A 22,225-nucleotide genomic window follows, 5' to 3' on the forward strand; every position below is an offset into this window, starting at 1 on the left:
TTTTCAATGCAGCAGCATTCAGTTGCCAAAGAACTTGTTTCTGTTTTTGCAGTCTGTAGCAGAAAGTGCTTACCCGCGTTACTGGGCTTGGTTACAGTCTGCTCCTAGTCCTGCCCCTTGCGAACGGGCAGCTTTTCCACAAGCAAGCCCTTGTCGGTCACATCTACTGGGCGCACAGCCAACAGCCCGGCGTTGGCCTGCAAGGCCGGGGAGGGCAGCGAACTTTCATTTTCCGAATTTGGGCGATTGTTCATGAAGCAGGCCGCATAGTATTCGTTAACGCCCTTGATCTGTTTGACAGGGTGTTGTTGGGGAGTGTTGTGCCCCATACCCGAAACATCCGCAGCCAGCAGCATGTGGGGAAGCGACAGTTGCGCATCAAGAAAATCGCGTTGTTTCTGTGCAACTGCCTGGCGAATTCTGGCGGCACGTTCCAGCTTGAGCGGATTTGGCACCTGCTGGTCAAAACGTTCGGCAGCAGTGCCCGGGCGGCGCGAGTAGGGAAAAACATGCGCATAGCTCAAGGGAAGGCGTTCAATAAGCGCCAGCAGTTCCTGCACGTCATCCTCGGTTTCTCCAGGAAATCCGGCGATAATATCGGCGCCCAAGCCCATAACTGGCCAATGGGCGGCAAGTGACGTTACGGCTTTTTCCAGCATGGCGGCGGTGTAATGCCCACGTCCCATACGTTTAAGTACGCTCTGGCTGCCGTGCTGCAATGAAATATGCAAATGCGGGCAAAGCAGGCTACAGCCACGAATAATGTCCAGCCCGCGCTCATTGAGCTGCCCCGGCTCAAGAGAGCTGATACGAAAGCGTGCCTGACCGGCAAACTCTGGGGCCAGTGCCGCATCAAGCGTGCGCAGCAGATTCCAGAAGTCTCCCATGTGCTCATTGCCGCGACCGTACTGGCCGAGGTTGATGCCGGAAATCATGATCTCAACATGCCCGGCCTCAAGCAGGCGGCGGGCCTCAGCAATGATATCTTCTGCCGGGCGGCTGTGGGGCCGCCCCCGTGTCAGGGGCACGATACAGTAGGTGCACCGATGGGCACAGCCGTCTTGCACTTTGAGTACAGGGCGGGCGCGCTTGAAGGTAGAAATGGCAAATGGCGGGAATGCCTGCTGCTGAGCAGCCGCGCTGGCTTCGGGCGCAACTGTGGAGGTTGATTTTTCAACCTCGGGAAGTTTTTCTTGAGTCTTTTTTACCGCAGTTTTTTCTGCCGACTGTTCCGAGTCTGGCGCCAGGTTGTGCAGCGCAAAAGAAGGGGTAACCCACGGCCCTTGCAGCAGGGTGTCCTTGTGCTCCTGCGCGACCAGCAGGTCAGGAGCCGCCCACGTCGCCCCAGGCCGGGGCTTGTAATCGGCAAACAGGCGTGCCGCGCAGCCCGTAAGAATAAGACGGGCTTTCGGCGCTTCGCGACGCAGACGAAAGACGGCATTGCGGGCGTCTCTTTCACCCTTGGAGGTGATGGCGCAACTGTTGACGCAAATGACATCCGCTTCGGCAGGGCTGGAGCATTCCACACCGCCAAGCTTTTGCCACGCCTCGCGCAAAGATTGAGTTTCGTACTGATTGACCTTGCAGCCGAATGTAACCAAAAGAAATTTCCAGATAGACATGGCGCTGATGTACGCAAAAGCGCTTGCCTTGACAAGCGGGGCGCGAGTAGGTTGCGGATATGACACGCATCGCAAAACAACTCTCTATCTATTTTTTGTGCCTGGGCCTGATGTTGGTTGGCACTTCATATGCGGCAGCCGCTGTTGAAGATTCTGACAGTCCCGGTCTTTTTTCCGCCTCTTCATCTGCGCATAATCCTGCGTCTGAGGCTGCTGTGCCCCGTATCGGCAACAGGGAGCTTTGCGCAAGCGGCCCCGCGCCAAAGATGGAAGAATTTGTTGACGTAAACAGCGATGATATGGACACTCGCGTGGATTTGCAGTGTCTAAAAGCTTCGTATCCGCAAATCACTGGTCTGGTTTCTGATGTGCAAGGCCTGTGGCTTTTGGTGGGCGACAAGGGCCGCGTGTTGTACGCCCGGCACTCTTCCGCAGATGGTGCAGCCAATGGGCAGAATCAGGGTGATGGCTGGGATGTGGACGTTCGCGCCAGCATGGCTGAACCGTATCCCCTAGAACCTGAACGCCCTGACACTCCCTACGGAGTATCGCCGGGCCGGAAGCGCTCGTATGATTTGTTGGCCGCGCTTTATGGCGGCACGCCAGCCCAGGTGAACAAGAAGCTTGTGCCAACACGGCTTGCGGGGCAACCCCTACGGTTATCAGCCGCTGCAGGCATGGCTCTGGCCGGGGCAGACGCGGCATTGGTTGAAGCTGTACGTGAAGATCCCCAGTTGCGGAAATTTCTTAAAATGGACGGCGGTTTCATGTGGCGGCGCATTGCGGGGGAATCCCGCCTGAGTCCGCACGCTTTTGGCATTGCCATAGATTTGAGTTCTCGCATTGCTCCTTACTGGCGCTGGAGCAAGCTGCGCCCGCATCCTCTTCAGTTCAGCTATCCTCCAGCGATTGTCAGCGCTATGGAACAGGCCGGGTTTATCTGGGGCGGCAAGTGGCACGAATACGACATCATGCACTTTGAGTATCGCCCTGAACTTATTTGCAAGGCCCGGGTTATGCGCGACAAGGCTTCTCCTGCGAAGTAGAATCATCGGTGGTATGTCTGGAGGAATGTGCAACATTGCTGCAACAGCCAAAATACAACGATTGCTCCGGATACAGGAATGAACTTGGTATGTACAAAGAATTAAAGATGTTACATGAAAAGCCAGAGCCTTTTTCCCGGTATACAACAAACATCATCTGGACAGATCCACATATAGCAGGTCAGATGCTGCGTAACCATCTGAACGCGGAAACAGATCATGCCTCGCGCCGGGCAGAGACCATTGGTAGTATTGTGGCGTGGATTGACCAAAAAATTGGTCTTGCCGGGAAATGCGTATGTGACCTTGGCTGTGGGCCCGGCCTCTATGCGGCTCAGATGGCAGAACGGCAGGCCCATGTTACGGGAATAGATTTTTCTGCAAATTCGATTGATTATGCACGTAACTATGCTTCTGTGCATGATTTGCCCATCAGATATCTAAATGCAGACTATCTTGTGGACAAAATGCCGGATAAGCAGGACTGCGCCAGCTTGATCTATGGTGATCTCTGCACGCTTTCACTCGAACAGCGCAAGGGACTTTATTGCAGGGTCAGGCGAATGCTCAAACCGGGTGGAATTTTTGTCTTCGATGTTTTTACAACGCAGCAGTTTGCAGCTTTGAAGGAAAGCACCACTTTTGCGCGAAAGCTGATGGACGGGTTTTGGTCAGCCGAGGACTATTTTGGTTTTTGCAACGCCATTCTCTATCCAGAGCAGAAAGTAAGTCTTGACCACTACTTAATAGTGGAGCCGGCCCGGCGTTTTGAGATTTTTAACTGGATGCAATATTTCGATCCAGAGACGATTACTGAAGAAATTTGTGAAGCAGGATTTGAAGTTTTGGATGTTCTTGATGTAGCCACTGGCGAACCGTGGGTAGCATCCCCGCGCGAACTCGCAGTGGTTGCCCGCATGCCCGAGTAGCTTTTACGTAGAAATGTTTGTCATACGGGCAACATGTTGTCATCATGTACCCCGTATACCGCTTGGTGCGCGGCAGTACTTATCCTGTTTGTGGCTGGCATGATTATAAAGGTTAAATATTTTCATTGACAGTTCGTAGCGCGCTGTGTAGCTTCTTAAAAAATTGTAACGGAATAAGGTATTCAAATGAACGCATTCCCCAACACCATTTCTTGCAGCTTTCAGGGCTGGTGGTGGCGCATCCAACTGCGTAGGGGAGACGTGCGGGCTAAATAGTTCCGGTACGTTGGCATAGCTGTATACAGGCGCCGTCTCCCCACAGGAGGCGGCGCTTTTTTGTATGTTCAAAACCCAAAGGATACGGCAGATGAAAGAGAACGGTGACAAGTTGCACTTGCTTACGCTGCGCCAGTCCGCTCGTTGGTTGCCAGCGGATATGGATACCCCCATCAGCCTGTTTATGGGCATGGTGGGAACGGGCAACGGCATACTGCTGGAAAGCGCAGAAGTGGATGGCCGCTGGGGCCGTTATAGCATTCTTGCCTGCGACCCGGCCCTTTTTGTCTTCTGCCGCGAGGGCAAGCTGGTTCTGGACATGAAGGATCAAAGGCTGGCCCCCCTGTCCTCCTTTGAAGGCCGTCCCTTTGTTGAAGGGCTTCGGGATCTCATGGCTGCGCTTGAGGTTGTGCCGCCGGAAAATTTCGGCGGATTGCCGCCCATTACCCGCGCCCTGTATGGCTACCTTGGCTTTGGCATGGCTGGTTTGTTCAATCCCAGTCTCGCCGCTGTCATGCCAGAAAATGAGGCTGACTGCATACTCATGCTGCCTGCCACGGTGCTGGTTTTCGACCACCTATACAACCGCCTATGTCAGGTGAGCCTTGGCGAACACCGTGCCTTGCAAAGCGCCCGCCAATCGCTGGAACCGCGTGCCTCAACCAAGAGTTCCGGGCCGGACATTGATCCAGACAGAGTTTGCGCCGAACCCGGCGAAGAGGGGTACAAGGAATTTGTAGGCAAAATCAAGGCAATGCTGCGTCAGGGCGAAGCCATTCAGGTGGTGCCCTCTGTGCGGTTCTCCACCCCCTTTATGGGCAATCCTTTTGAGCTGTACAGGCGCATGCGCCGCTTTAACGCTTCACCGTACATGTTCTACATGTCCTTTCCAGAGCTGACGCTTTTTGGTTCTTCGCCAGAAGTGATGGTGCGCTGCACTGCGGGCTGCCTGCAACTTTCACCCATTGCAGGAACGCGCAAGCGTGGGGCCGATGATCTTGAAGACTCACGCCTGGCCGCGGAACTTCGCGATGACCCCAAGGAACGCGCCGAGCACGTCATGCTGGTGGATCTTGGCCGTAACGACTTGGGCCGCGTGGCCCGCCCCGGCACGGTAAATCTTGAACGCTATATGGAAGTGGAGCGCTACTCCCACGTCATGCACCTGACAAGCCGGGTCACGGCCCGTCTGGACACAGGGCTGGACGCTCTGGATGTGCTGGCTGCTACCTTTCCGGCTGGCACTGTTTCCGGCGCGCCCAAAATTCGCGCCATGCAGATCATCCGCGAGCTTGAGGGACGCAGCCGTGGCCCCTACGCGGGCTGCATAGGCTGGCTTGGTCTGGACAAGGACAGCGTAAATCTGGATATGGGTATCACCATCCGCAGCATGTGGCTGCGCGACAACAGGCTCTTCTGGCAGGCGGGCGGGGGCATAGTCCACGATTCCGACCCGGATATGGAATGGAAGGAAGTGTGCAACAAATCAGCCATTATGCGCCTGGCCCTGCGTGCGGAGGAAGACGAATATGTTTTTGCTCATAGATAACTACGACTCCTTTACCTACAATCTTGTGCAGGCTTTTTACGCTCTGGGCCACAAGCCTGTGGTGCTGCACAATGACGATCCGGCTGTGCTGGATATGGCTGTGAACCCTGAACTTGCTATGGTTTGCATTTCGCCGGGGCCGGGGCATCCAGCCAACGCGGGTTATTGTCCTGAGTTCCTTAAGCGCCTGAACCCCAGAATTCCCGTGCTTGGCGTATGTTTGGGGCATCAGCTGCTCGGCTTGCACGCGGGTGCCAAGGTTGAAGTGGGGCCCTGCATCATGCATGGCAAACAGTCAGAGATCGTGCACGACGGCACGGGCCTGTTCTCGGGCCTGCCCAACCCCATGCGGGTAGGGCGCTATCATTCTTTGATAGTGCGGGCCGACGAAGATGCCGAAAATCCCCGCTTTACGGTAACAGCCCGTGCTCCTGAAGGCGAAGTTATGGCCCTGCGCTATAATGACCGCCCCTGGGTTGGCGTGCAGTTCCATCCTGAATCGGTGCTTACTCCCGAGGGGCTGCGCCTGCTGGGCAACTTCCCGCAATCCATCATGGGAACCGGCGGCGATGCCAGTGACTTTGCGACCATTCTCGACAGGCTGGCCCGCAGGGAAGACCTCAGTGCAGAAATGGCCGCTGCCGGGTTTGCCGCGCTTATGGACGGCAAAATGAGCCCGGCTCAGGCGGGTAGCTTTCTCATGGGGCTGCGCATGAAGGGTGAAAGCGCTCTGGAACTGGCGCATGCCACCCGAGCTGCGCTGGCCAGAGCCGTGCGTGTGGACGGAATCTCTGGCACAACCATCGACGTGGTGGGCACCGGGGGTGACGGACGCAATTCCTTCAACTGTTCCACAGCCACCTCGCTTGTTTTGGCGGGTATGGGCTACAGAGTGGTGAAGCATGGCGGACGTGCCGTTTCTTCCAAGTGCGGCAGCGCCGATGCTCTGGAAGCGCTGGGCATTGCTTTGGACAACAATCCGGCTTCAGTGGCCGAAATGGTCAAAAGGCGTAACTTCGCCTTTTTGTTCGCGCCGCATTTTCATCCGTCGTTCGCCAACATCGGCCCTGTGCGCAAGGAACTCGGCGTGCGTACGCTCTTCAACATTCTGGGCCCCATGATCAATCCGGCCCGCCCCAGCCATCTGCTCATGGGCGTGGCCCGTCCCGAACTGGTGGATCTTGTGGCTGAAACACTCTTGCAGTCGCCGCTTTATCGGGCCGCTGTGGTTTGCGGCGCGGGCAATTATGACGAAATCACCCCCATCGGTGTTGCCCAGATAGCCTTGTTGCACGCGGGCACAGTGACCTCAATGACTCTTGATCCTGCGGAATTCGGCATTGAGCCTTGCAGTGTGGAAGACCTGTCGGTTAACGGCAAGGAAGAGGCCGTGGCTGTGCTTAAGGATATTCTGGACGGCAATGGCCCCCGTGCCATGATGGATATGGTTACGCTCAATGTGGGTCTGGCTATCTACTTGCTGGAAGAAAATATGGATATGGCGCTGTGCATGGCGCGTGCCCGTGAAGCCGTGAGCGGCGGTTTTGGCAGGAAGGTGCTGCATGCTGCTTGAGCGTTTTCGTAAGGCCAAACAGGCCGAGGTAGACGCCCTGCGGTTTCTGGCTGACCGGGGCGGGATGTCCGCTCCACTAGAGGGGCCGCGGCCAGATTTTCTGGCGACCCTGCGCGGAGAATCCGGTTCCGCTGTGACCATTCAGGGTCAACCCCTCACGGTCGTGGCCGAATATAAAAGGGCTTCGCCGTCACGTGGCGCTATTTGTGAAAGTCTTGAGGTTGAAGATGTGGCGCGTCAGTACGCGGCGGCGGGGGCCGACTGCCTTTCCATCCTGACGGAAGAGGCGCACTTTCGCGGCTGCCTGGACTATCTGGCGCGAGCGGCAGCCCCTGCCTTGTATGCGGGGGCCCGCCCGCCCCTGCTGCGCAAGGACTTCATCTTTGATTCCTTGCAGGTAGCGGCCACAGCGGCAACTCCAGCGTCGGCGCTTCTGCTTATCGTGCGCCTGACCCCGAACGCCGCGGTGCTGCGCTCCTTGCGGGAACAGGCTGAAAGCCACGGCATGCACGCCGTTGTTGAGGTTTTTGACCAGGAAGACTTGCGCTTGGCCCGGGAAAGCGGGGCGCGTATCATCCAGGTAAATGCCCGCGATCTGGAAACACTGGTTACAGATCGGGAAGCAGCCCTGGCCTTGGCCCGGGCCTGTCCACCCCAAAAGGGCGAAGTGTGGATTGCTGCCAGCGGCATTGACCGGGGCGAACATTTACAGGCTGTTGCGCAGGCGGGCTTTAATGCGGCCCTGGTGGGTAGCGCTCTTATGGAGGGCGCGGAGCCGGGGAGGGCTTTGGCCAGACTGCTGGCCGAAGCTGCAAACGATAGCCGCGTTGAACATGAAACATCTGAAATGGCAGGGGAGGTCGGCGGTCATGCTCGTTAAGGTCTGCGGTCTCACCCGGCAGCAGGATCTGGACATGGCGGCTTCGCTGGGGGCGGGCATGTGCGGCTTTATCTTTCATGCGCGCAGCCCCCGGTATGTGACTCCTGCCCATGTGGCATCCCTTGAAAGCGGAAAAATGCTGCGCGTGGGTGTGTTTGTAGACCAGAATGCCGAAGAGATATGCCGTATTATGGCCGAAGCACGGCTGGATATGGCCCAATTGCACGGAAAGCAGGATCTGGACTGCGCCAAGGCTGTGGGCGTGCAAAGAGTCATACGGGTGGTCTGGCCAGGGCGATACTGCCACAGGGCGCTGCTTTACAATGAACTGCAAAAACATGCGGGAGCCTGCGCCTGCTACCTGCTTGATGCCGGAACTACCGGAGGCGGCAGCGGTGCAAAGCTGGATTGGCAGGATTTGAGCCATCTGCCTGCCCCGCACCCCTGGCTGTTGGCAGGAGGCCTGAGTGCGGATAATGTAGGACAGGCCGTAAGCCTTTGCTCACCTGACGGAGTGGATTTCAATTCCGGCGTGGAAGACGCGCCGGGTCAAAAGAATACGCAAAAGCTGGCAGCTGCCCTGGCAGTTGCCGCAAAACAGAAAGGCAATGGGTATTTGTCATGAAAAACAGCTATTTTGGCGAGTTTGGCGGCTGCTTTGTGCCTGAGCTGCTTATGCCGCCCCTCATGGAAGTGGAAGCGGCCATGCACAACATTTATCCTACAGAGGCCTTTCAGGCCGAGTTGCAGGATCTGTTGCACAACTACGCCGGGCGTGAAACTCCCCTGACCCATTGCCCCACGCTTTCGCGTGAGCTCGGCTTTGATCTCTGGCTCAAGCGTGAAGACCTGCTGCACACGGGCGCGCACAAGGTGAATAATACTCTTGGTCAGGCCCTGCTTGCCAAATATATGGGCAAGACCGCCCTTGTGGCTGAAACCGGAGCAGGCCAGCACGGCGTGGCCACGGCTGCCGCTGCCGCCCGTCTCGGGTTGGAGTGCACTGTCTATATGGGCGCTGAAGATGTGGAGCGCCAGGCTCCCAACGTCATGCGTATGAAGCTGCTGGGCGCTACCGTGCATTCTGTGGAAAGCGGCACCCGCACCCTCAAGGATGCCATCAACGAAGCCCTGCGCGCGTGGATCGGCAGTCAGGAAACTACGCATTACTGCTTTGGCACGGCAGCTGGCCCTCATCCTTTCCCACTGCTTGTGCGCGAACTTCAGAGCGTCATTGGCCGTGAAACCCGGGCCCAGATGCTGGAAAAAACCGGAAACCTGCCTGACGCCGTGGTGGCTTGCGTTGGCGGAGGCTCCAACGCCATAGGTATGTTCCATCCCTTCCTTGAAGATGAAAGCGTGCGTATTATCGGTGTGGAAGCGGCAGGAACCGGTGAAACCGGTTGTTTTAACTCCGCTCCCCTCAATATGGGAACACCTGGCGTGCTGCACGGCGCCTACAGCATGCTTTTGCAAAATAACGACGGCCAGGTGGAGCCTTCACACTCCATCTCTGCTGGCCTTGATTATCCTGGCGTTGGCCCCGAGCACTCATGGTTGCACAAGACGGGCCGCGTTCATTACGGCATGGTCAAGGACGCCAACGCCCTGGCCGCATTCCAGCATTTGTGCCGCACCGAGGGCATTTTGCCTGCTCTGGAATCTTCGCATGCTCTGGCCTGGGTGCTGGATCATCCGCAAGAATTCAAACCGGGTCAGCAGGTTGTGGTCAATCTTTCGGGCCGGGGCGACAAAGACCTTGGCATCATCAATAAAGCTCTGGGCTTTGCTCCGGGGCAGGGCGAGGTGTAGTCATGAACCTGCTTGAAGAAAAGATTCGCAAGGCCAATGCTGCTGGCCGTCCGGCTCTGATTCCCTTTCTTACGGCGGGGTTTCCCGATCAGACAAGCTTTTGGCCTGCCCTGATGGAACTGGATGAAAACGGCGCGGACATCATCGAAATCGGCGTGCCTTTTTCTGATCCTGTTGCCGATGGCCCTGTTGTTGAAGACGCTTCGCGCCGGGCGCTGAGTGATGGCGTTAATTTGCGCGGCATCCTTATGGACCTTATCCAGCGCAAAGGTCTGATTCAGTCTGGCGTTGTGCTTATGGGCTACCTTAATCCCTTCTTGCAGTACGGCTATGAAAAACTGGCCCAAGACGCTGCCAAGGGTGGCGTTCACGGGTTTATCGTTCCCGATTTGCCGTATGAAGAAGCAGAGCCTTTGCGCAGTGCTTTGAAAAAGGAAGGAATAGCGCTCATTCCTCTTGTGGGCCCCAACACCAGTGCCGAGCGCATGGCCCTTTATGCCGCAGAAGGCGAGGGATATGTGTATGTGGTTTCTGTTATGGGCATCACGGGGGAAAGGGGCAATGTGGCTCCCCAGGTGGCAGAAACCATGCGCAGGGCACGGTCTGTCTTCAAGCTACCGTTGGCCTTGGGCTTTGGGCTGCGTGAACCTGCGCAGCTGGAAGCATTGCCTGCTGATGCTCGTCCTGATGCCGTAGTTTTTGGTAGCGCTTTGCTTAAGCATCTTGACGAAGGGCATAGTGCTGAAGAGTTTATGGCCCGCTGGAAGTAAACACAGTTCACGAATTTGCAGTTCTGCCCCCTCCATTGCTGGAGGGGGCTTTTTTGTTGCTATAAAGCTTTCGTTTAGGTGGGGGATTCGGCTTTGCGGGTGCGGGATTATAGCTTGAATTTTTATATTATTTTATTGTTATCTCAGTATGTTAATCTTTTAACAGAAATATTTTTTAAAAAAAGCGGTAAAAGCGATCAAATGTACTTGACTTTGAAATTGAATTTCAATTACAAACAGGTCAACGCGATTCACCCATAACGGCGCTTACCGCTTTGGCGGGCCCCACATAAAAGGAGCAGAGTATGTGCGTAACACTTATAGGCGGCATGGACAGGTTGCAAAAAGATTACATAGCCGCAGCCAAGGAAAACGGGCATTCCCTCAAGTGCATCAGCCGCAATGAACGTAACTTCATTGAAAAAATCGGCAACCCTGATGCCATGATTGTTTTCACCAACAAAATTTCGCATGAGGCCAAGCGCAAGGCTGTACACGTGGCTCGTTCGCGCAATATTCCCTTGCAAATGGTGCATTCATGCGGCGTATCATCCCTGCGGGAGTGCCTGCGAGACGCATAGGCAATGGTGACTAAAATTTGATGTCACAATCACCCCACAGGGAGAGTCAACATGGCTCCAGTAAATCGCCCGGTTGCGGAAGTTAACTTCCACAACCGGGCGAATGCATTTTAACCTCAAAAATTTATGTCAGAAAAATCTTATGTGTTGATGAGATACCGCATTAAGGAAGAAACTACATTCGCGCGGCTTGACTTTTTTGCTTCAACCATATAAACACGCTAGGACTTTGGAATTCATTTTCATTTCTTTTCGGGGGAATTCGAACGTCATTCAATGGCGGTGGCGGGCATGTGCAAGACAGCTAGTGAAGCCCGTCCAAAAACGGTCACAATCAGAAGCTCCAGGAAGGCGCGAATGAGCAATTTTTCCGGCATGATCATGGTCAGTGATCTGCAAGGAATTTTTTGCGTCTATTGTGGAGTGGGAGGGCACTTGCATGAGTGAAATAAAAGATTCGAATAATGGCGCGCACGGGCATCACGGCCATCACGGCCATCACGGCCAGGCACTGCGAATTGCCCTGGCTGGCAATCCCAACTGCGGTAAAACTACCGTGTTTAACGGCTACACCGGCGCTCGGCAGCATGTGGGCAACTACCCCGGCGTTACCGTTGACAGAAAAGAAGGACATATCGCGGTAAACGGCACGCACGTCACCGTGGTGGACCTGCCCGGCACCTACTCGCTGACTGCGTATTCACAGGAAGAGCTTGTGGCCCGCAAGGAACTTGCCGGCGACAACGTGCAGGCTGTTATTAACGTGGTGGACGCCTCCGCCCTTGAGCGCAATCTGTTGCTCACCGTACAGATGCTCGAAATGGGCACCCCCGTGGTGCTTTCCTGCAACATGATGGATGAAGCGCGCGCTTCTGGCGTGCATATCGATATGGATCGTCTGGGCACCTTGCTGGGCGTTCCCGTGTTGCCGATGGTTGCCCGTACGGGTGAAGGCCTCAAGGAGGCTATGGAAGCCGCTGTCGAGCTGAGCAAAAAGGGCAAGCGCGAGCCTATGCGCATTTCTTACGGCGCAGAGCTTGATGAGACCCTGCTTGAACTTGAAAAGCGCATTGTGGCAGCCAACCTGCTGACTGACCGTTACCTGCCAAGCTGGGTGGCCCTCAAGCTGCTTGAAGGTGACGATGTGGTGCTGCATGAAGCCCGCGCCGCCGATCCCAAAACCACGGACGAACTTGAAGCTCTGCGCAAAAAAATAGCTGACCACACGCGCGCTACGCTTAACGCCAACCTCGAATCGCTTATTACAGACCACCGCTACGGGTACATTCGCAGCATTCTGCGCGACGGCATTTTTGAGCAAGATCCCGGCAAGGACCGTCTTGCCCTTTCCGACAAGCTGGACAAAGTGCTCACCAACGCGCTGTTTGGCCCGCTGATCATGATTGGCGTGCTCTACCTCATGTTCTATGTCACATTTGAGGTGGGCGCATATCCGCAGGGGTGGGTTGAAGACGGCTTTGGTTGGCTTGGTGAATTTTTTGGCGATGTTTTGCCTGACGGCCTTGCCAAATCACTGATTGTTGACGGCATCATTGCCGGTGTGGGTGGCGTAATCAGCTTTGTGCCGCTGATCCTTATCATGTTTGTGCTGATTTCCTTTATGGAAGACAGCGGCTACATGGCCCGCGTGGCCTACATGATGGACCGTATTTTCCGCTTTTTCGGCCTGCACGGCGCTTCGGTCATGCCCTACATCATTTCCGGCGGCATTGCTGGCGGCTGCGCCATCCCCGGCGCTATGGCCACCCGCACCCTGCGCAGCCCCAAAGAAAAACTGGCTACCTTGCTGACGCTGCCCTATATGGCCTGCGGAGCGAAACTTCCGGTCTTTCTGATGCTGGCGGGCGCTTTCTTCCCTGATGATGCCCCCACGGTCATGTTCCTTATCATGCTTGTCGGCTGGGTTATGGCCTTGTTGGTGGCGCGCTTGCTGCGTTCTTCCATCGTCAAGGGCGAAGCGACTCCTTTCGTAATGGAACTGCCCCCCTACCGCCTGCCCACGCTGTTCAGCCTGCTGCTGCATTGCTGGGAACGTGCCTGGATGTACCTCAAGAAGGCTGGTACCGTTCTGGTGGCTATTTCCATCATCATTTGGGCGGGCATGACCTTCCCCAAGATGCCCGAAGAAATGGCCGCGCCTTTTGAACAGAAGATTGAGCAGCTTGAAACCCAGATTGCCGCTTTCCCTGAAGGTGCTGAAGAGCGTGGTCCTCTTGAAGAAGAACTGACCAGCGTGCGCGACGAACTGGGCGAAGAAGAGCTTGCGTATTCCATTGCTGGCCGTCTGGGCAAGGCCATTGAGCCCGCCACACAGCCTGTGGGCTTTGACTGGCGCACGGATATCGCCCTGCTGGCTGGCGTTGCCGCCAAGGAAGCCATCGTGTCCACCCTGGGCACTGCCTACGCCATTGGCGAACAGGACCCTGAAGACGCCGCTCCCCTGGCTGAACGCCTGAAGAGCGACAGCAACTGGTCAAAGGCTACTGCACTTTCGCTCATGCTGTTCGTGCTCATGTACTCTCCCTGCTTTGTGGCTCTTGTGGTCATCAAGCAAGAGGCGGGCAGCTGGGGCTGGCTGATTTTCAGCATGGTCTTCAACACCGCTGTGGCCTATGTGGTCGCTATGGTGGCCTACCAGGTTGGACGATCTGTATGGGGATAGTATAAGGGCTTCGGTTTGCCTTGCCGCCTGACGGCAGCAAATCCCGAAACAGAGCTTTGAGCTTTAGTACATGCCCGTGCCGCGCCTTGACAAAGGGCTTGCGGCACGGGCATTGTTTTATGGATATTGGCATTATGCGTCAGGCGTTTATTTTGAGACTCAGGTCGTGCATTGGGGTGTGTATGGTGATTCGGACTTTTGGCCTCTGCCTTATCCTTTGCCTTCTCTGGGGAATATCCCCGGCTTTTGCCTGGGACGCCTGGGTTATTAGTGTTGAGGACGGCAACACCGTTTCTGTCAGTAAAACGCGTGGCAGCGAAGACGCTGACACCGTGTTGCGCTTTTATGGTATCGACGCGCCTACCTTGAGCCAGCCTTTTGGTCCGGAAGCCCGTCAGCGCCTATCAGAGATTATGGCGCGCGGCACCAAGGTTACGGTAGAGCCGATAGGTGAAAGTGAATCTGGCACCGTAAGCGCGCTTATTCAGGTTGGCGGCGCATCTGTCAATTATCAGCTGGTGGCCGAAGGGTTGGCCTGGGTAGACCGACAAACCTGCCGGGCCATTTTTTGCCGCCGCTGGATGATACAGGAACATCAGGCTGTTGTGGACAGGCGGGGGATCTGGGGCCTGAAAATTGGCACACCCCCCTGGCAGTGGAGCAGATAAAAAACGGAGTACATATGAACGTTACTGGTTCGCAGGAATTGAGGGAATTTCTTGATGGTTGGAAAACCGATCCTCAGAACGCCAAAGCGGCCTTCACGGCATATATGGATTTTCTGGCTGCGCACAGCGGTATGAGTTTTACCTTCAAGGCGCGCCCCGGCGTGAGCTATTCTTTGCGCGCCCGGCACGTTGCTCAGAGCAGACGTGAGCTTTTTGTACTGCTGGATGTGGTTGACGATGAAGCGGATAACCGCTGGCTGTCTGTCTGCTTTTACAACAATATGGTAACGGACGCCGAAGACAAGGGCGATTTTGTGCCCAGCGGCCTGATGGACGAAGACGCCCGCTGCTTTAACCTTGAAGAAGATGACGCCCGTATGCGTGACTATATTATGGCCCGGCTGGCCGAAGCTGCGCGTAACGCCGAAAAGAACGTGGAGTAAATTTGCAGACTGCACATGCCGCGCCCTGCGTGGCCATAGATTTTGAAACTTCCGGGTATGCGGCCCACAGCGCTTGCGCTGTGGGCCTTGCCCGCATTGAAGACGGGCGCGTTGTAGACCAGTTTTACAGCCTTATCTGCCCGCCGTCTTCGCGAGTTATGTTTACAGAAATTCATGGGCTCACCTGGAGCATGTTAAAGAGTGCTCCCAGCTTTATTGAAGTCTGGCCGCAGATGGAAGCGTTCATTACCGGAGCTGATGCGCTGCTGGCGCACAACGCTTCTTTCGACAGGCGCGTATTGCAGGCCTGCTGCCGTGAAGCCGGAACCGACGCCCCTCGCTGCCACTTTCTCTGTACCTTGAAGGGCGCACGGCGCAGCCTTCCCTTGCCTTCAAAGAAGCTCAATCACGTTTGCGAGTATTTTGGCATAGGCCTTGAGCATCACCATGCAGGTTCAGATGCTTCTGCCTGTGCCCAGATATATCTGCACCTGCGTGCATTGGGCGTTACTGACAGTCAGATGCGTCTGTAGCTTCATCGCACAATTCGTTCCCCAAAAGTATGCGCCGTATCCGGCCTTGACCTCGTCAATAAAGTGGCGGCGTTGAGGCCGGATACTTTTTTGAATGAAAAAATTTACTTTAACATAATGTTTTAATTAAATAAATAAATATTGGAATGGGTTTTGCTTTTGACTTGGCAGCAATCCATACGGACTGCAGGAGGCATCATGAAAAGTTTGTTCAGCAGCCAGGTCGGCCTTGTTGGCACGGTCATGAACATGCAGCTTCAACGGCAGAATGTCATTGCGGGCAACTTGGCCAACATTGACACGCCCAACTACAAGCCGCGTGAACTGAGTTTTGAAAAAGAACTCCAGACCGCCCTTGGGCAGGATATGGAAGGCCAGATGAGCCGTACCAACGGGGAACATATTCCTTCAGCCTTTGATCCTGAATCCTTCCGGCCTGAATGGTCGGAGGCTTTCAAACCCAGGCTTATTCACGGTGAAGACCGCGTGAACCTTGATAAGGAAATGGCCAAGCATTCCAAGAACCAGTTACAGTTCACCGCATTGGCCCAAATTCTGACCAAGACTTTTGAAGGCATGCATACCGTCATACAAGACGGCAAGCAGGTTTAAGAAACGCAGATCAGATAATGATCAGCGAATTACCGGCTGTTTTGCTGGAGGTGACAGGTAACTGTTGACCCCAAAAACAGCGCAGGTGGCCTTCACGGATCTTCGAGTATCAGGAGGACGTCATGGATTTCATGACAGCATTTGACATAAGCGCATCGGGCCTTGCGGCTGACCGTACGCGCATCAATACAATCTCGATGAACTTGGCCAATGCCAAGACCACGCGAACCCCTTTGGGTGGCCCTTACCGCAGGCGCAGTGTTGTGCAGCAGACGGCTGACGTGGACGATCCCTTTTCCGTGCATATGCGTTCGGCGCTTGACCGTGCGGTTCAAGGGGTGCGCGTTATGGCTGTGACAATGGACAACCGTCCTTTCAAGCGCGTGTATGAGCCGGGTAACCCCGACGCTAACGCAGAAGGCTATGTGATGTATCCCGACATCAACGTGGTGGAAGAAATGGCCAATCTTATGACGGCCCAGCGTAACTTTGAAGCCAACGTTACGACGGTGGACGCTGTAAAGGGCATGTACGTCAAAGCCCTTGAAATTGGCAAATAGCAATAAAAATATGTTCGTACGCGAAAACGTGCGGAATCAGTGAGCGGAGTCAGGAGAATACCATGAGCATTCAGGCAACAGGCATGCGCGCGTATAGTGAAGCCATGCAGCATTTCAGCAAGGTGTCCGGCAGTTTGCAGCAGGGTTCGGCAGTAAGCGGGCAAACGCTTTTTTCCCGCACGCTGGACCAGAGCCTTGCACGCAGCCAGGTTGATACTGGCGAAAACTTCGGCGCTCAGGTGGACAAGATGCAGTTTCCTGGCACCGCCTCCACCCCGGTGACGCCGGAAAGCAGCTTCACGGGCACGCTCAAAGACTCTCTTAATAAAGTCAATCAGCTGCAAAGCGTGAAAGACCACGCCATCAACGAGTTCGCTTCTGGCCGCACCCAGAATGTGCAGGAACTCATGATCACCATGCAGAAATCCAGTCTTGCTATGAAGCTTACTACCGCTGTGCGCGGCAAGGTGCTGGAAGCCTATAAAGAAATTTCAAAAATGCAGTTTTAGCCTTAACGCATCACATCTTCTGATCACGCTCCTGAACGACCTCTCTCCATGCGGCTTTGCCGTTGGGGAGAGGTTTTTTTGCGTTAATTTCAGGGGCCGACGCAAATAATTCTTCAAAGTTGAAGTGTTCAAACTGCGTGCTGCCCAGTGGCAGTGGGCTCAATAGTAACCTGCCAAAATTCATACACTATATAGTGGCATGGCTCTTGCTAGTGGTAAGAGAGCCCGGCCTTGGCGTCGGAAAACCAGCGCTTGCGCGCACAGGAGCGGACCATGCCTGCATTCATTCAACAATTCGTCAATTCCTTCACGGCGATATGGGCCAAAATGAGCCCACTGCAACGCATTGCTTCCGTTGGCGGGGCTGTAGGCCTGCTGGCTGCTGTCATTGGCCTCTCCATCTGGTTGAGCCGCCCTGAATACCGTGTTCTTTACTCCAACCTTGGCCCGGAAGACGCCAGTGTGGTCGTCAAAGCGCTGCAGGGCGACAAGGTGGCCTACCGGATTGCCGACAACGGCGCGACCATCCTTGTGCCGCAGGAAATTGTTTACGACCAGCGCATCAAGATCGCGGGCGAAGGCGGTCTGGTGGGGCAGGGCATTGGCTTTGAAATTTTTGACAAAATCAAAGTAGGCCAGACTGACTTCGTACAGAAGATCAACTACACCCGCGCCCTCCAGGGCGAACTGGCCCGTACCATCAGCGAGTTCCCCAGTGTGGAAAGCGCCCGTGTGCATCTGGTCATTCCGCGTCGCAGCCTCTTTGTTGAAGAACGCCAATCTCCTTCAGCTTCAGTGGTCCTCAAGCTTATCCGGGCCAATATCAAGATTGATCAGAAAGAAATCAACGCCATTCTCAATATGATGCTCATGTCTGTGGAAGGTCTGGACAGAGGCCATGTTTCCATTACCGACACCAGCGGCAAGGTTCTTTACCAGCCGGAAGAAGACAGCCTGGCGGGTATAACCACTACCCAGATGGAATATCGCCAGACAGTGCAGCGCAATCTTGAACGCCGCATTGAAGAGATGCTGCAACCCCTTTTTGGTCCTGGCCGCGTGATTGCCAAGGTCAACGCCGATATGGATTTCAGTCAGAAAACCATACGCCGTGAACTTTTTGACCCTGAAAAAACAGCGGTGCGCAGTGAATACCGCCAGGAAGAAACGCAGCAGGGCCGCGCCAATCTTGAAGCAGGTTCACCGGATGTAAATTTTCGAGGCGACGGCATTACTGGCTCGGTTTCTGACCAGAGCGGTACGCGCGAATCGCGCACTACCAACTATGAAATCAACAAAGAAGAGCAGCAGATTGTTTCAAATGTGGGTGAATTACGCCGTTTGACTGTTGCAGTCCTCATAGATGGCACGTATGTAAAGACGGATGGCATATGGAGCTTCATGCCCCGCAAGAGCGAAGAGCTTGAACAGGTGCGCCAGCTTGTACATAATGCTGTGGGGCTGGATACGGGTCGCGGCGACGCTCTTGAGGTCAGCTCCGCGCCATTTACCGATTCGGAGCCGCCCAAGGACCCCAATTTTGCCGACATACTGGCCGATTATGCGGAGCGTCTGGGTAAGCCCCTGCTCAATGCGCTGCTGGCCTTCTTGTTTCTGATGCTTATTGTGCGGCCTGTGGTGCTGGCTCTTATTCGCCCCAAGGTTGAAGCTGGCGAAATGGTTGAAGGTCTGGAAGGCCTGCCAGCCGCAGAAGAGCAGCTTGCCCTCTATGAGGCCCTGGAAGAGGCCGCAAGAACTGAGGACGAGGCCCTGCAAGAAAATTTGAATGATGAGGACGATCTGGTGTTCAAGGACATTGAAGCTTTGAAAGCGCACATTTTCAGCCTGTCCGACAATCATATGGAGCAGGTGGTAAGTTTGGTGCGCGGCTGGATGAAAAGTGATGAAACAGCTAAAGCCTAGCCCATCGCAAACAGGTTTGCCCGCAGGTCAGGGGAGTGGTTCAACGCCGTCTCTGGCTCAGCTCAAGGCCTTGCGTCTGGCGCAAAAAGAGACAAATCAACGGGTGGAAGAATTGAAGCTGCGGCTGTTCAGAATTACAGAACAGCATATGGATCAGGCCGTGCGGCTTATCAAGCGCTGGCTTTCGGACAAGGACTAAAATCCCTCCGCGCCCACCCGGGCCGAGGTTAAGGAGCATAAGGATGGAGTTGACCGGCAAACAGCGCATAGCCGTGCTGCTGCTCGCCATGGGCGACAAGTTCACGGCCGACGTGTTTAAGCGCATGGACAGGCAGGAAATAGCCGAAATCTCCAAAACCATCGTGGACTTGGAGCCTGTGCCCCGCGAAGACGTTGAAGAAGTGCTACGCGAGTTTCACGAATCCCTGGTGGAAGGTGTGGACATGATCGCGGGCGGTAGTGATATCCTCAAGCGCCTGCTGGTCAAGAACCTTGACCCCGAAACAGCCAAATATATAATGGATTCACTCAGCCTTGAAACCGGCCCGGCTCCCTTCCGTGAGCTTGAGCAGGTGAGTCCGCGCCTTCTTTCGCAGATTTTACGCAATGAACATCCGCAAACTCTGGCTCTTATACTCGGGCATCTGCATCCCGATCAGGCCGCCAATTTATTGACAAGCCTGCCTGCAGGCGTGCGCGCCGAGGTGCTCATGCGTCTGGCCCGCCTTGAAGCCGTGCCTGAAGATATGCTCATGGAAGTGGACAAGGTGCTCACAAGCCAGTTGATCGCCATGGGCGGCAAAGAGGGCAAAAAAGTGGGCGGCGTGCAGTCTGTGGCCGAAATTCTCAATGCCGTGGACCGTGCCACTGAAGAAGAAGTGCTGTCTGAAATCGAAGAAGATTCCGCCCAGATGGCAGAAGATATTCGCAATCTCATGTTCGTCTTTGAAGACTGCAAGAATATTGACGACAGAGGCGTGCGAGAAATGCTCAAGGAAATTTCCAATGAAGATCTCACCCTGGCCCTGCGCGGAGCCAGCGACGATCTTAAGGAAAAATTCTTCAAGAATATGTCTGAACGCGCGGGCAACATGATCCGCGAAGAACTGGAATATATGGGCCCCACCAAGCTTTCGGACGTGGAAGCCGCCCAGCAGAATATAGTTAAGATCGTGCGCCGCCTTGAGGCTGAAAACAAGCTTGTTGTCAGCAGAGGTGCGGGCGAAGTTTTCGTATAGGCCCGTTGGACACGGTTGGCAGGGCTTCCGGTTGGGAACGCCTGGTCTGGATTGCCCTGTGCCGTGCCTGAATGGAGAACCAGCGTCTTGTTTGGCAATTTGGGTTTTCAAGCGATATTGTGTCCGTAGCCCTGTGGGTACCGCAAAAACTGCAATATGGAATAAGTCATGGCGTCAGATCAGTTGCGCAAAAAATGGGGTACTGTCTTCATGGGTGAGCGCGAAGCCACCGTGGAGCAACTCGACGCCATGCAGGAGCCCCTGCGCCGTGAGCGCATGCAGCAACAGCAGCAGGAAGACTATTTTGTGCGTGTGCGCGCCAAGGCCGAGGAAAGGGCGCGCGAAATTCTTGGTGCTGCCTATGCAGAGCGGCAAAAAGTTCTGGATGAGGCCAAAGTTGAAGCTCATGAACTGAGCCGAAGGCTTACGCACGAGAGTGAAACCGTGCGGGCGCAGGCACAGGAAGAAATGAAAAAGGCCCAGGCGGAACTGGATCAGGCCCTGGCGCTGAAGCAGGAAGCGCAAGCCTTGCGTGACGGCGGACATGCTGAAGGCTTTCAGGCCGGTATGGATCAGGCAGGGCAGGAGCTCAAGGAATTTCGTGCAGAAATGGGGCAGGCCCTCGGGGCTGTACTGTATGCTTTGGACAGTCAACGCCACTCCATTTGCGAATCCTGGCGTGATGAGCTGGTTCTGCTCATGCAGGAGGCCGTTAAGGCTGGCACGGGCTGGGTTTTGGATGAAGAGCATAAAAACATAATGCAATCTTTGGTTTTTGAAGCTCTTAATCTTCTTGAAGATCGTGCCACTGTTACTGTGCGTGTACACCCCGACGATGAGGCCACTGTCAGTGATATGTTTATGGCCGCGCGTGAGCGCGTGCCAGAGTTGCAGCAGTGGATTGTCAGCGGCGACGCATCGGTGGAGCGTGGCGGACTTTTGGCCGAAAGCATTAGCGGCAGCGTTGACTGCCGCCGCGAGCATTATACGGAATTGGTCAATGGAATAATGTCGCACTTGAGCCTGGGGTCAGGGCAGGACGACGAACAGAACAGCGAAGCTCTCAGCCAGCTGGTGCACCAGGAGGCTGAGCGCATTGCCGCAATGGCTCCTGCGCCGGAGCAACCTTCACCGTCTGATGATCTCGCATCGCCTGATGATCTTACTTCGCCTGTTGACCAGCCCGGCGCGGCAGATCACGCAGAGCAGCTATCAACAGCCGACAGCGCTGATCCTCTGAATGTAAACTTGCCTTCCGAACAGCCTGACGAATATTCTGACATGCAGCCCGATCAGCAATTTCATGCTACAGAAGAACTGGCGCTGGAAGAAGATCATCAGCAGCCTGTGCCCGATGCGGAAGCCCTGATGGTGGAAGAGCCGGAGTTGTCATCTCTGGCGTCCGGTACACAACCGTCGTCTGACATGCCATCTGAGGTTTTTGCGCAGAATCCTTCCGCGCACGATTCGGCGCATGATTCTGCGGGAGACGTTTCTGACAGTGCGGCAAACGCGCATTCCGTTGCAGACCATATGCAGCCAGAGCATATCCCCGCTGAACAGACCTCCGCGGAACAGATTTCAGCTGAACATCTGGACCCGCAAAGAAATTCAGACGCCGAGCATCCTTCAGCTCCTGCAGCCGCAACTTCCGCTGAAATTCCGGCAGGGCCAGAGCACGGAGCGGATGCTTCCGGCATGCCCGGTCATGCAGCCAATCCCGCTGCAGATGTGTCCCCGGCACAGGCTGAAACCAGGGGGGCTGCTGTTCCGGCTCCCCGTAGCGCAGTGCAGGTTGAAAGTCCCACACTGGCTGAACTGGAAGACGAGCTTTTTCCCTTGGATGCGGAAGACGGGCTCGGCTTGCCGGAGCAGTCGTCCTCCCAAGATTTTGATCCTTCCGCTTTGGCGGATCTGATCGGCCACGCAGAGCAGGGCGATCATGACAGCCAGGACGTTTTTTCGCAGGGCGGGTTTCTGCCCGGTGCGGAAAAAGGCCGCTAGACTGTGGGGATGTC

At 55.3% G+C, this 22,225-nt stretch carries 21 protein-coding genes; 20 read left to right on the forward strand and 1 reads right to left on the reverse strand.

All coding sequences use genetic code 11. The features are described from left to right. Window positions 1-104: 104 nt before the first annotated feature. Complete coding sequence (locus tag HNQ38_RS04700) at window positions 105-1,622, reverse strand: MiaB/RimO family radical SAM methylthiotransferase (RefSeq protein ID WP_183718247.1); 1,518 nt, start codon at window positions 1,620-1,622, stop codon at window positions 105-107. Window positions 1,623-1,681: 59 nt separating this feature from the next. On the opposite strand from HNQ38_RS04700, the gene HNQ38_RS04705 reads away from it, so the two are divergent. From HNQ38_RS04705 to HNQ38_RS04800, 20 genes are all read left to right on the forward strand, one after another. Further along, window positions 1,682-2,668: a M15 family metallopeptidase gene (locus tag HNQ38_RS04705; RefSeq protein WP_183718248.1), complete on the forward strand. Its 987-nt coding sequence runs from the start codon at window positions 1,682-1,684 to the stop codon at window positions 2,666-2,668. 89 nt (window positions 2,669-2,757) lie between these two features. Further along, complete coding sequence (locus tag HNQ38_RS04710) at window positions 2,758-3,597, forward strand: class I SAM-dependent methyltransferase (RefSeq protein WP_183718249.1); 840 nt, start codon at window positions 2,758-2,760, stop codon at window positions 3,595-3,597. Window positions 3,598-3,964: 367 nt separating this feature from the next. After that, entirely contained in the window at window positions 3,965-5,422 is a 1,458-nt protein-coding gene (locus tag HNQ38_RS04715) for an anthranilate synthase component I family protein (RefSeq protein WP_183718250.1), read from the forward strand. After that, entirely contained in the window at window positions 5,403-6,995 is a 1,593-nt protein-coding gene (gene trpD, locus HNQ38_RS04720; RefSeq protein ID WP_183718251.1) for an anthranilate phosphoribosyltransferase, read from the forward strand. Before HNQ38_RS04715 ends, trpD begins: the two co-directional genes overlap by 20 nt. Further along, window positions 6,985-7,875, forward strand: coding sequence for an indole-3-glycerol-phosphate synthase (locus HNQ38_RS04725; RefSeq protein ID WP_183718252.1), 891 nt, complete (start codon window positions 6,985-6,987; stop codon window positions 7,873-7,875). The genes trpD and HNQ38_RS04725 overlap by 11 nt, the downstream gene beginning before the upstream one ends. Continuing rightward, window positions 7,865-8,500, forward strand: coding sequence for a phosphoribosylanthranilate isomerase (locus tag HNQ38_RS04730; protein WP_183718253.1), 636 nt, complete (start codon window positions 7,865-7,867; stop codon window positions 8,498-8,500). The genes HNQ38_RS04725 and HNQ38_RS04730 overlap by 11 nt, the downstream gene beginning before the upstream one ends. Next, window positions 8,497-9,687, forward strand: a complete 1,191-nt coding sequence (gene trpB, locus HNQ38_RS04735) for a tryptophan synthase subunit beta (protein ID WP_183718254.1) — start codon at window positions 8,497-8,499, stop codon at window positions 9,685-9,687. Before HNQ38_RS04730 ends, trpB begins: the two co-directional genes overlap by 4 nt. Window positions 9,688-9,689: 2 nt before the next feature. Further along, window positions 9,690-10,457 carry a tryptophan synthase subunit alpha gene (trpA, locus tag HNQ38_RS04740; RefSeq protein WP_183718255.1) on the forward strand — a complete coding sequence of 256 codons (768 nt, stop codon included), beginning with the start codon at window positions 9,690-9,692 and terminating at the stop codon, window positions 10,455-10,457. A 305-nt stretch (window positions 10,458-10,762) separates the two neighbouring features. Then, window positions 10,763-11,038: a DUF2325 domain-containing protein gene (locus tag HNQ38_RS04745; protein ID WP_183718256.1), complete on the forward strand. Its 276-nt coding sequence runs from the start codon at window positions 10,763-10,765 to the stop codon at window positions 11,036-11,038. A 439-nt stretch (window positions 11,039-11,477) separates the two neighbouring features. Beyond that, complete coding sequence (gene feoB, locus HNQ38_RS04750) at window positions 11,478-13,721, forward strand: ferrous iron transport protein B (RefSeq protein WP_246387984.1); 2,244 nt, start codon at window positions 11,478-11,480, stop codon at window positions 13,719-13,721. Window positions 13,722-13,903: 182 nt separating this feature from the next. Continuing rightward, window positions 13,904-14,389, forward strand: a complete 486-nt coding sequence (locus tag HNQ38_RS04755) for a thermonuclease family protein (RefSeq protein ID WP_183718257.1) — start codon at window positions 13,904-13,906, stop codon at window positions 14,387-14,389. A 14-nt stretch (window positions 14,390-14,403) separates the two neighbouring features. Beyond that, window positions 14,404-14,832 (forward strand): hypothetical protein, encoded by a 429-nt coding sequence (locus tag HNQ38_RS04760; protein ID WP_183718258.1) that lies wholly within the window; start codon window positions 14,404-14,406, stop codon window positions 14,830-14,832. A gap of 2 nt (window positions 14,833-14,834) precedes the next feature. Next, window positions 14,835-15,365 carry a 3'-5' exonuclease gene (locus HNQ38_RS04765; RefSeq protein WP_183718259.1) on the forward strand — a complete coding sequence of 177 codons (531 nt, stop codon included), beginning with the start codon at window positions 14,835-14,837 and terminating at the stop codon, window positions 15,363-15,365. A 198-nt stretch (window positions 15,366-15,563) separates the two neighbouring features. Then, complete coding sequence (gene flgB / locus HNQ38_RS04770; protein ID WP_183718260.1) at window positions 15,564-15,977, forward strand: flagellar basal body rod protein FlgB; 414 nt, start codon at window positions 15,564-15,566, stop codon at window positions 15,975-15,977. A 122-nt stretch (window positions 15,978-16,099) separates the two neighbouring features. Then, window positions 16,100-16,537 carry a flagellar basal body rod protein FlgC gene (gene flgC / locus HNQ38_RS04775; protein ID WP_183718261.1) on the forward strand — a complete coding sequence of 146 codons (438 nt, stop codon included), beginning with the start codon at window positions 16,100-16,102 and terminating at the stop codon, window positions 16,535-16,537. Between the two features lie 62 nt (window positions 16,538-16,599). Continuing rightward, complete coding sequence (gene fliE / locus HNQ38_RS14435; RefSeq protein WP_183718262.1) at window positions 16,600-17,046, forward strand: flagellar hook-basal body complex protein FliE; 447 nt, start codon at window positions 16,600-16,602, stop codon at window positions 17,044-17,046. 273 nt (window positions 17,047-17,319) lie between these two features. Further along, window positions 17,320-18,969, forward strand: a complete 1,650-nt coding sequence (gene fliF, locus HNQ38_RS04785; protein ID WP_183718263.1) for a flagellar basal-body MS-ring/collar protein FliF — start codon at window positions 17,320-17,322, stop codon at window positions 18,967-18,969. After that, on the forward strand, window positions 18,950-19,168 hold the full coding sequence (locus HNQ38_RS04790) for a flagellar M-ring protein FliF (protein WP_183718264.1): 219 nt from the start codon (window positions 18,950-18,952) through the stop codon (window positions 19,166-19,168). The genes fliF and HNQ38_RS04790 overlap by 20 nt, the downstream gene beginning before the upstream one ends. A gap of 43 nt (window positions 19,169-19,211) precedes the next feature. Next, window positions 19,212-20,207, forward strand: coding sequence for a flagellar motor switch protein FliG (gene fliG, locus HNQ38_RS04795; RefSeq protein ID WP_183718265.1), 996 nt, complete (start codon window positions 19,212-19,214; stop codon window positions 20,205-20,207). 168 nt (window positions 20,208-20,375) lie between these two features. Then, window positions 20,376-22,211, forward strand: coding sequence for a FliH/SctL family protein (locus tag HNQ38_RS04800; protein WP_183718266.1), 1,836 nt, complete (start codon window positions 20,376-20,378; stop codon window positions 22,209-22,211). Window positions 22,212-22,225: the final 14 nt, after the last annotated feature.

The sequence above is a fragment of the Desulfovibrio intestinalis genome, from assembly GCF_014202345.1.
In the GTDB taxonomy this organism is placed as follows: domain Bacteria; phylum Desulfobacterota; class Desulfovibrionia; order Desulfovibrionales; family Desulfovibrionaceae; genus Desulfovibrio; species Desulfovibrio intestinalis.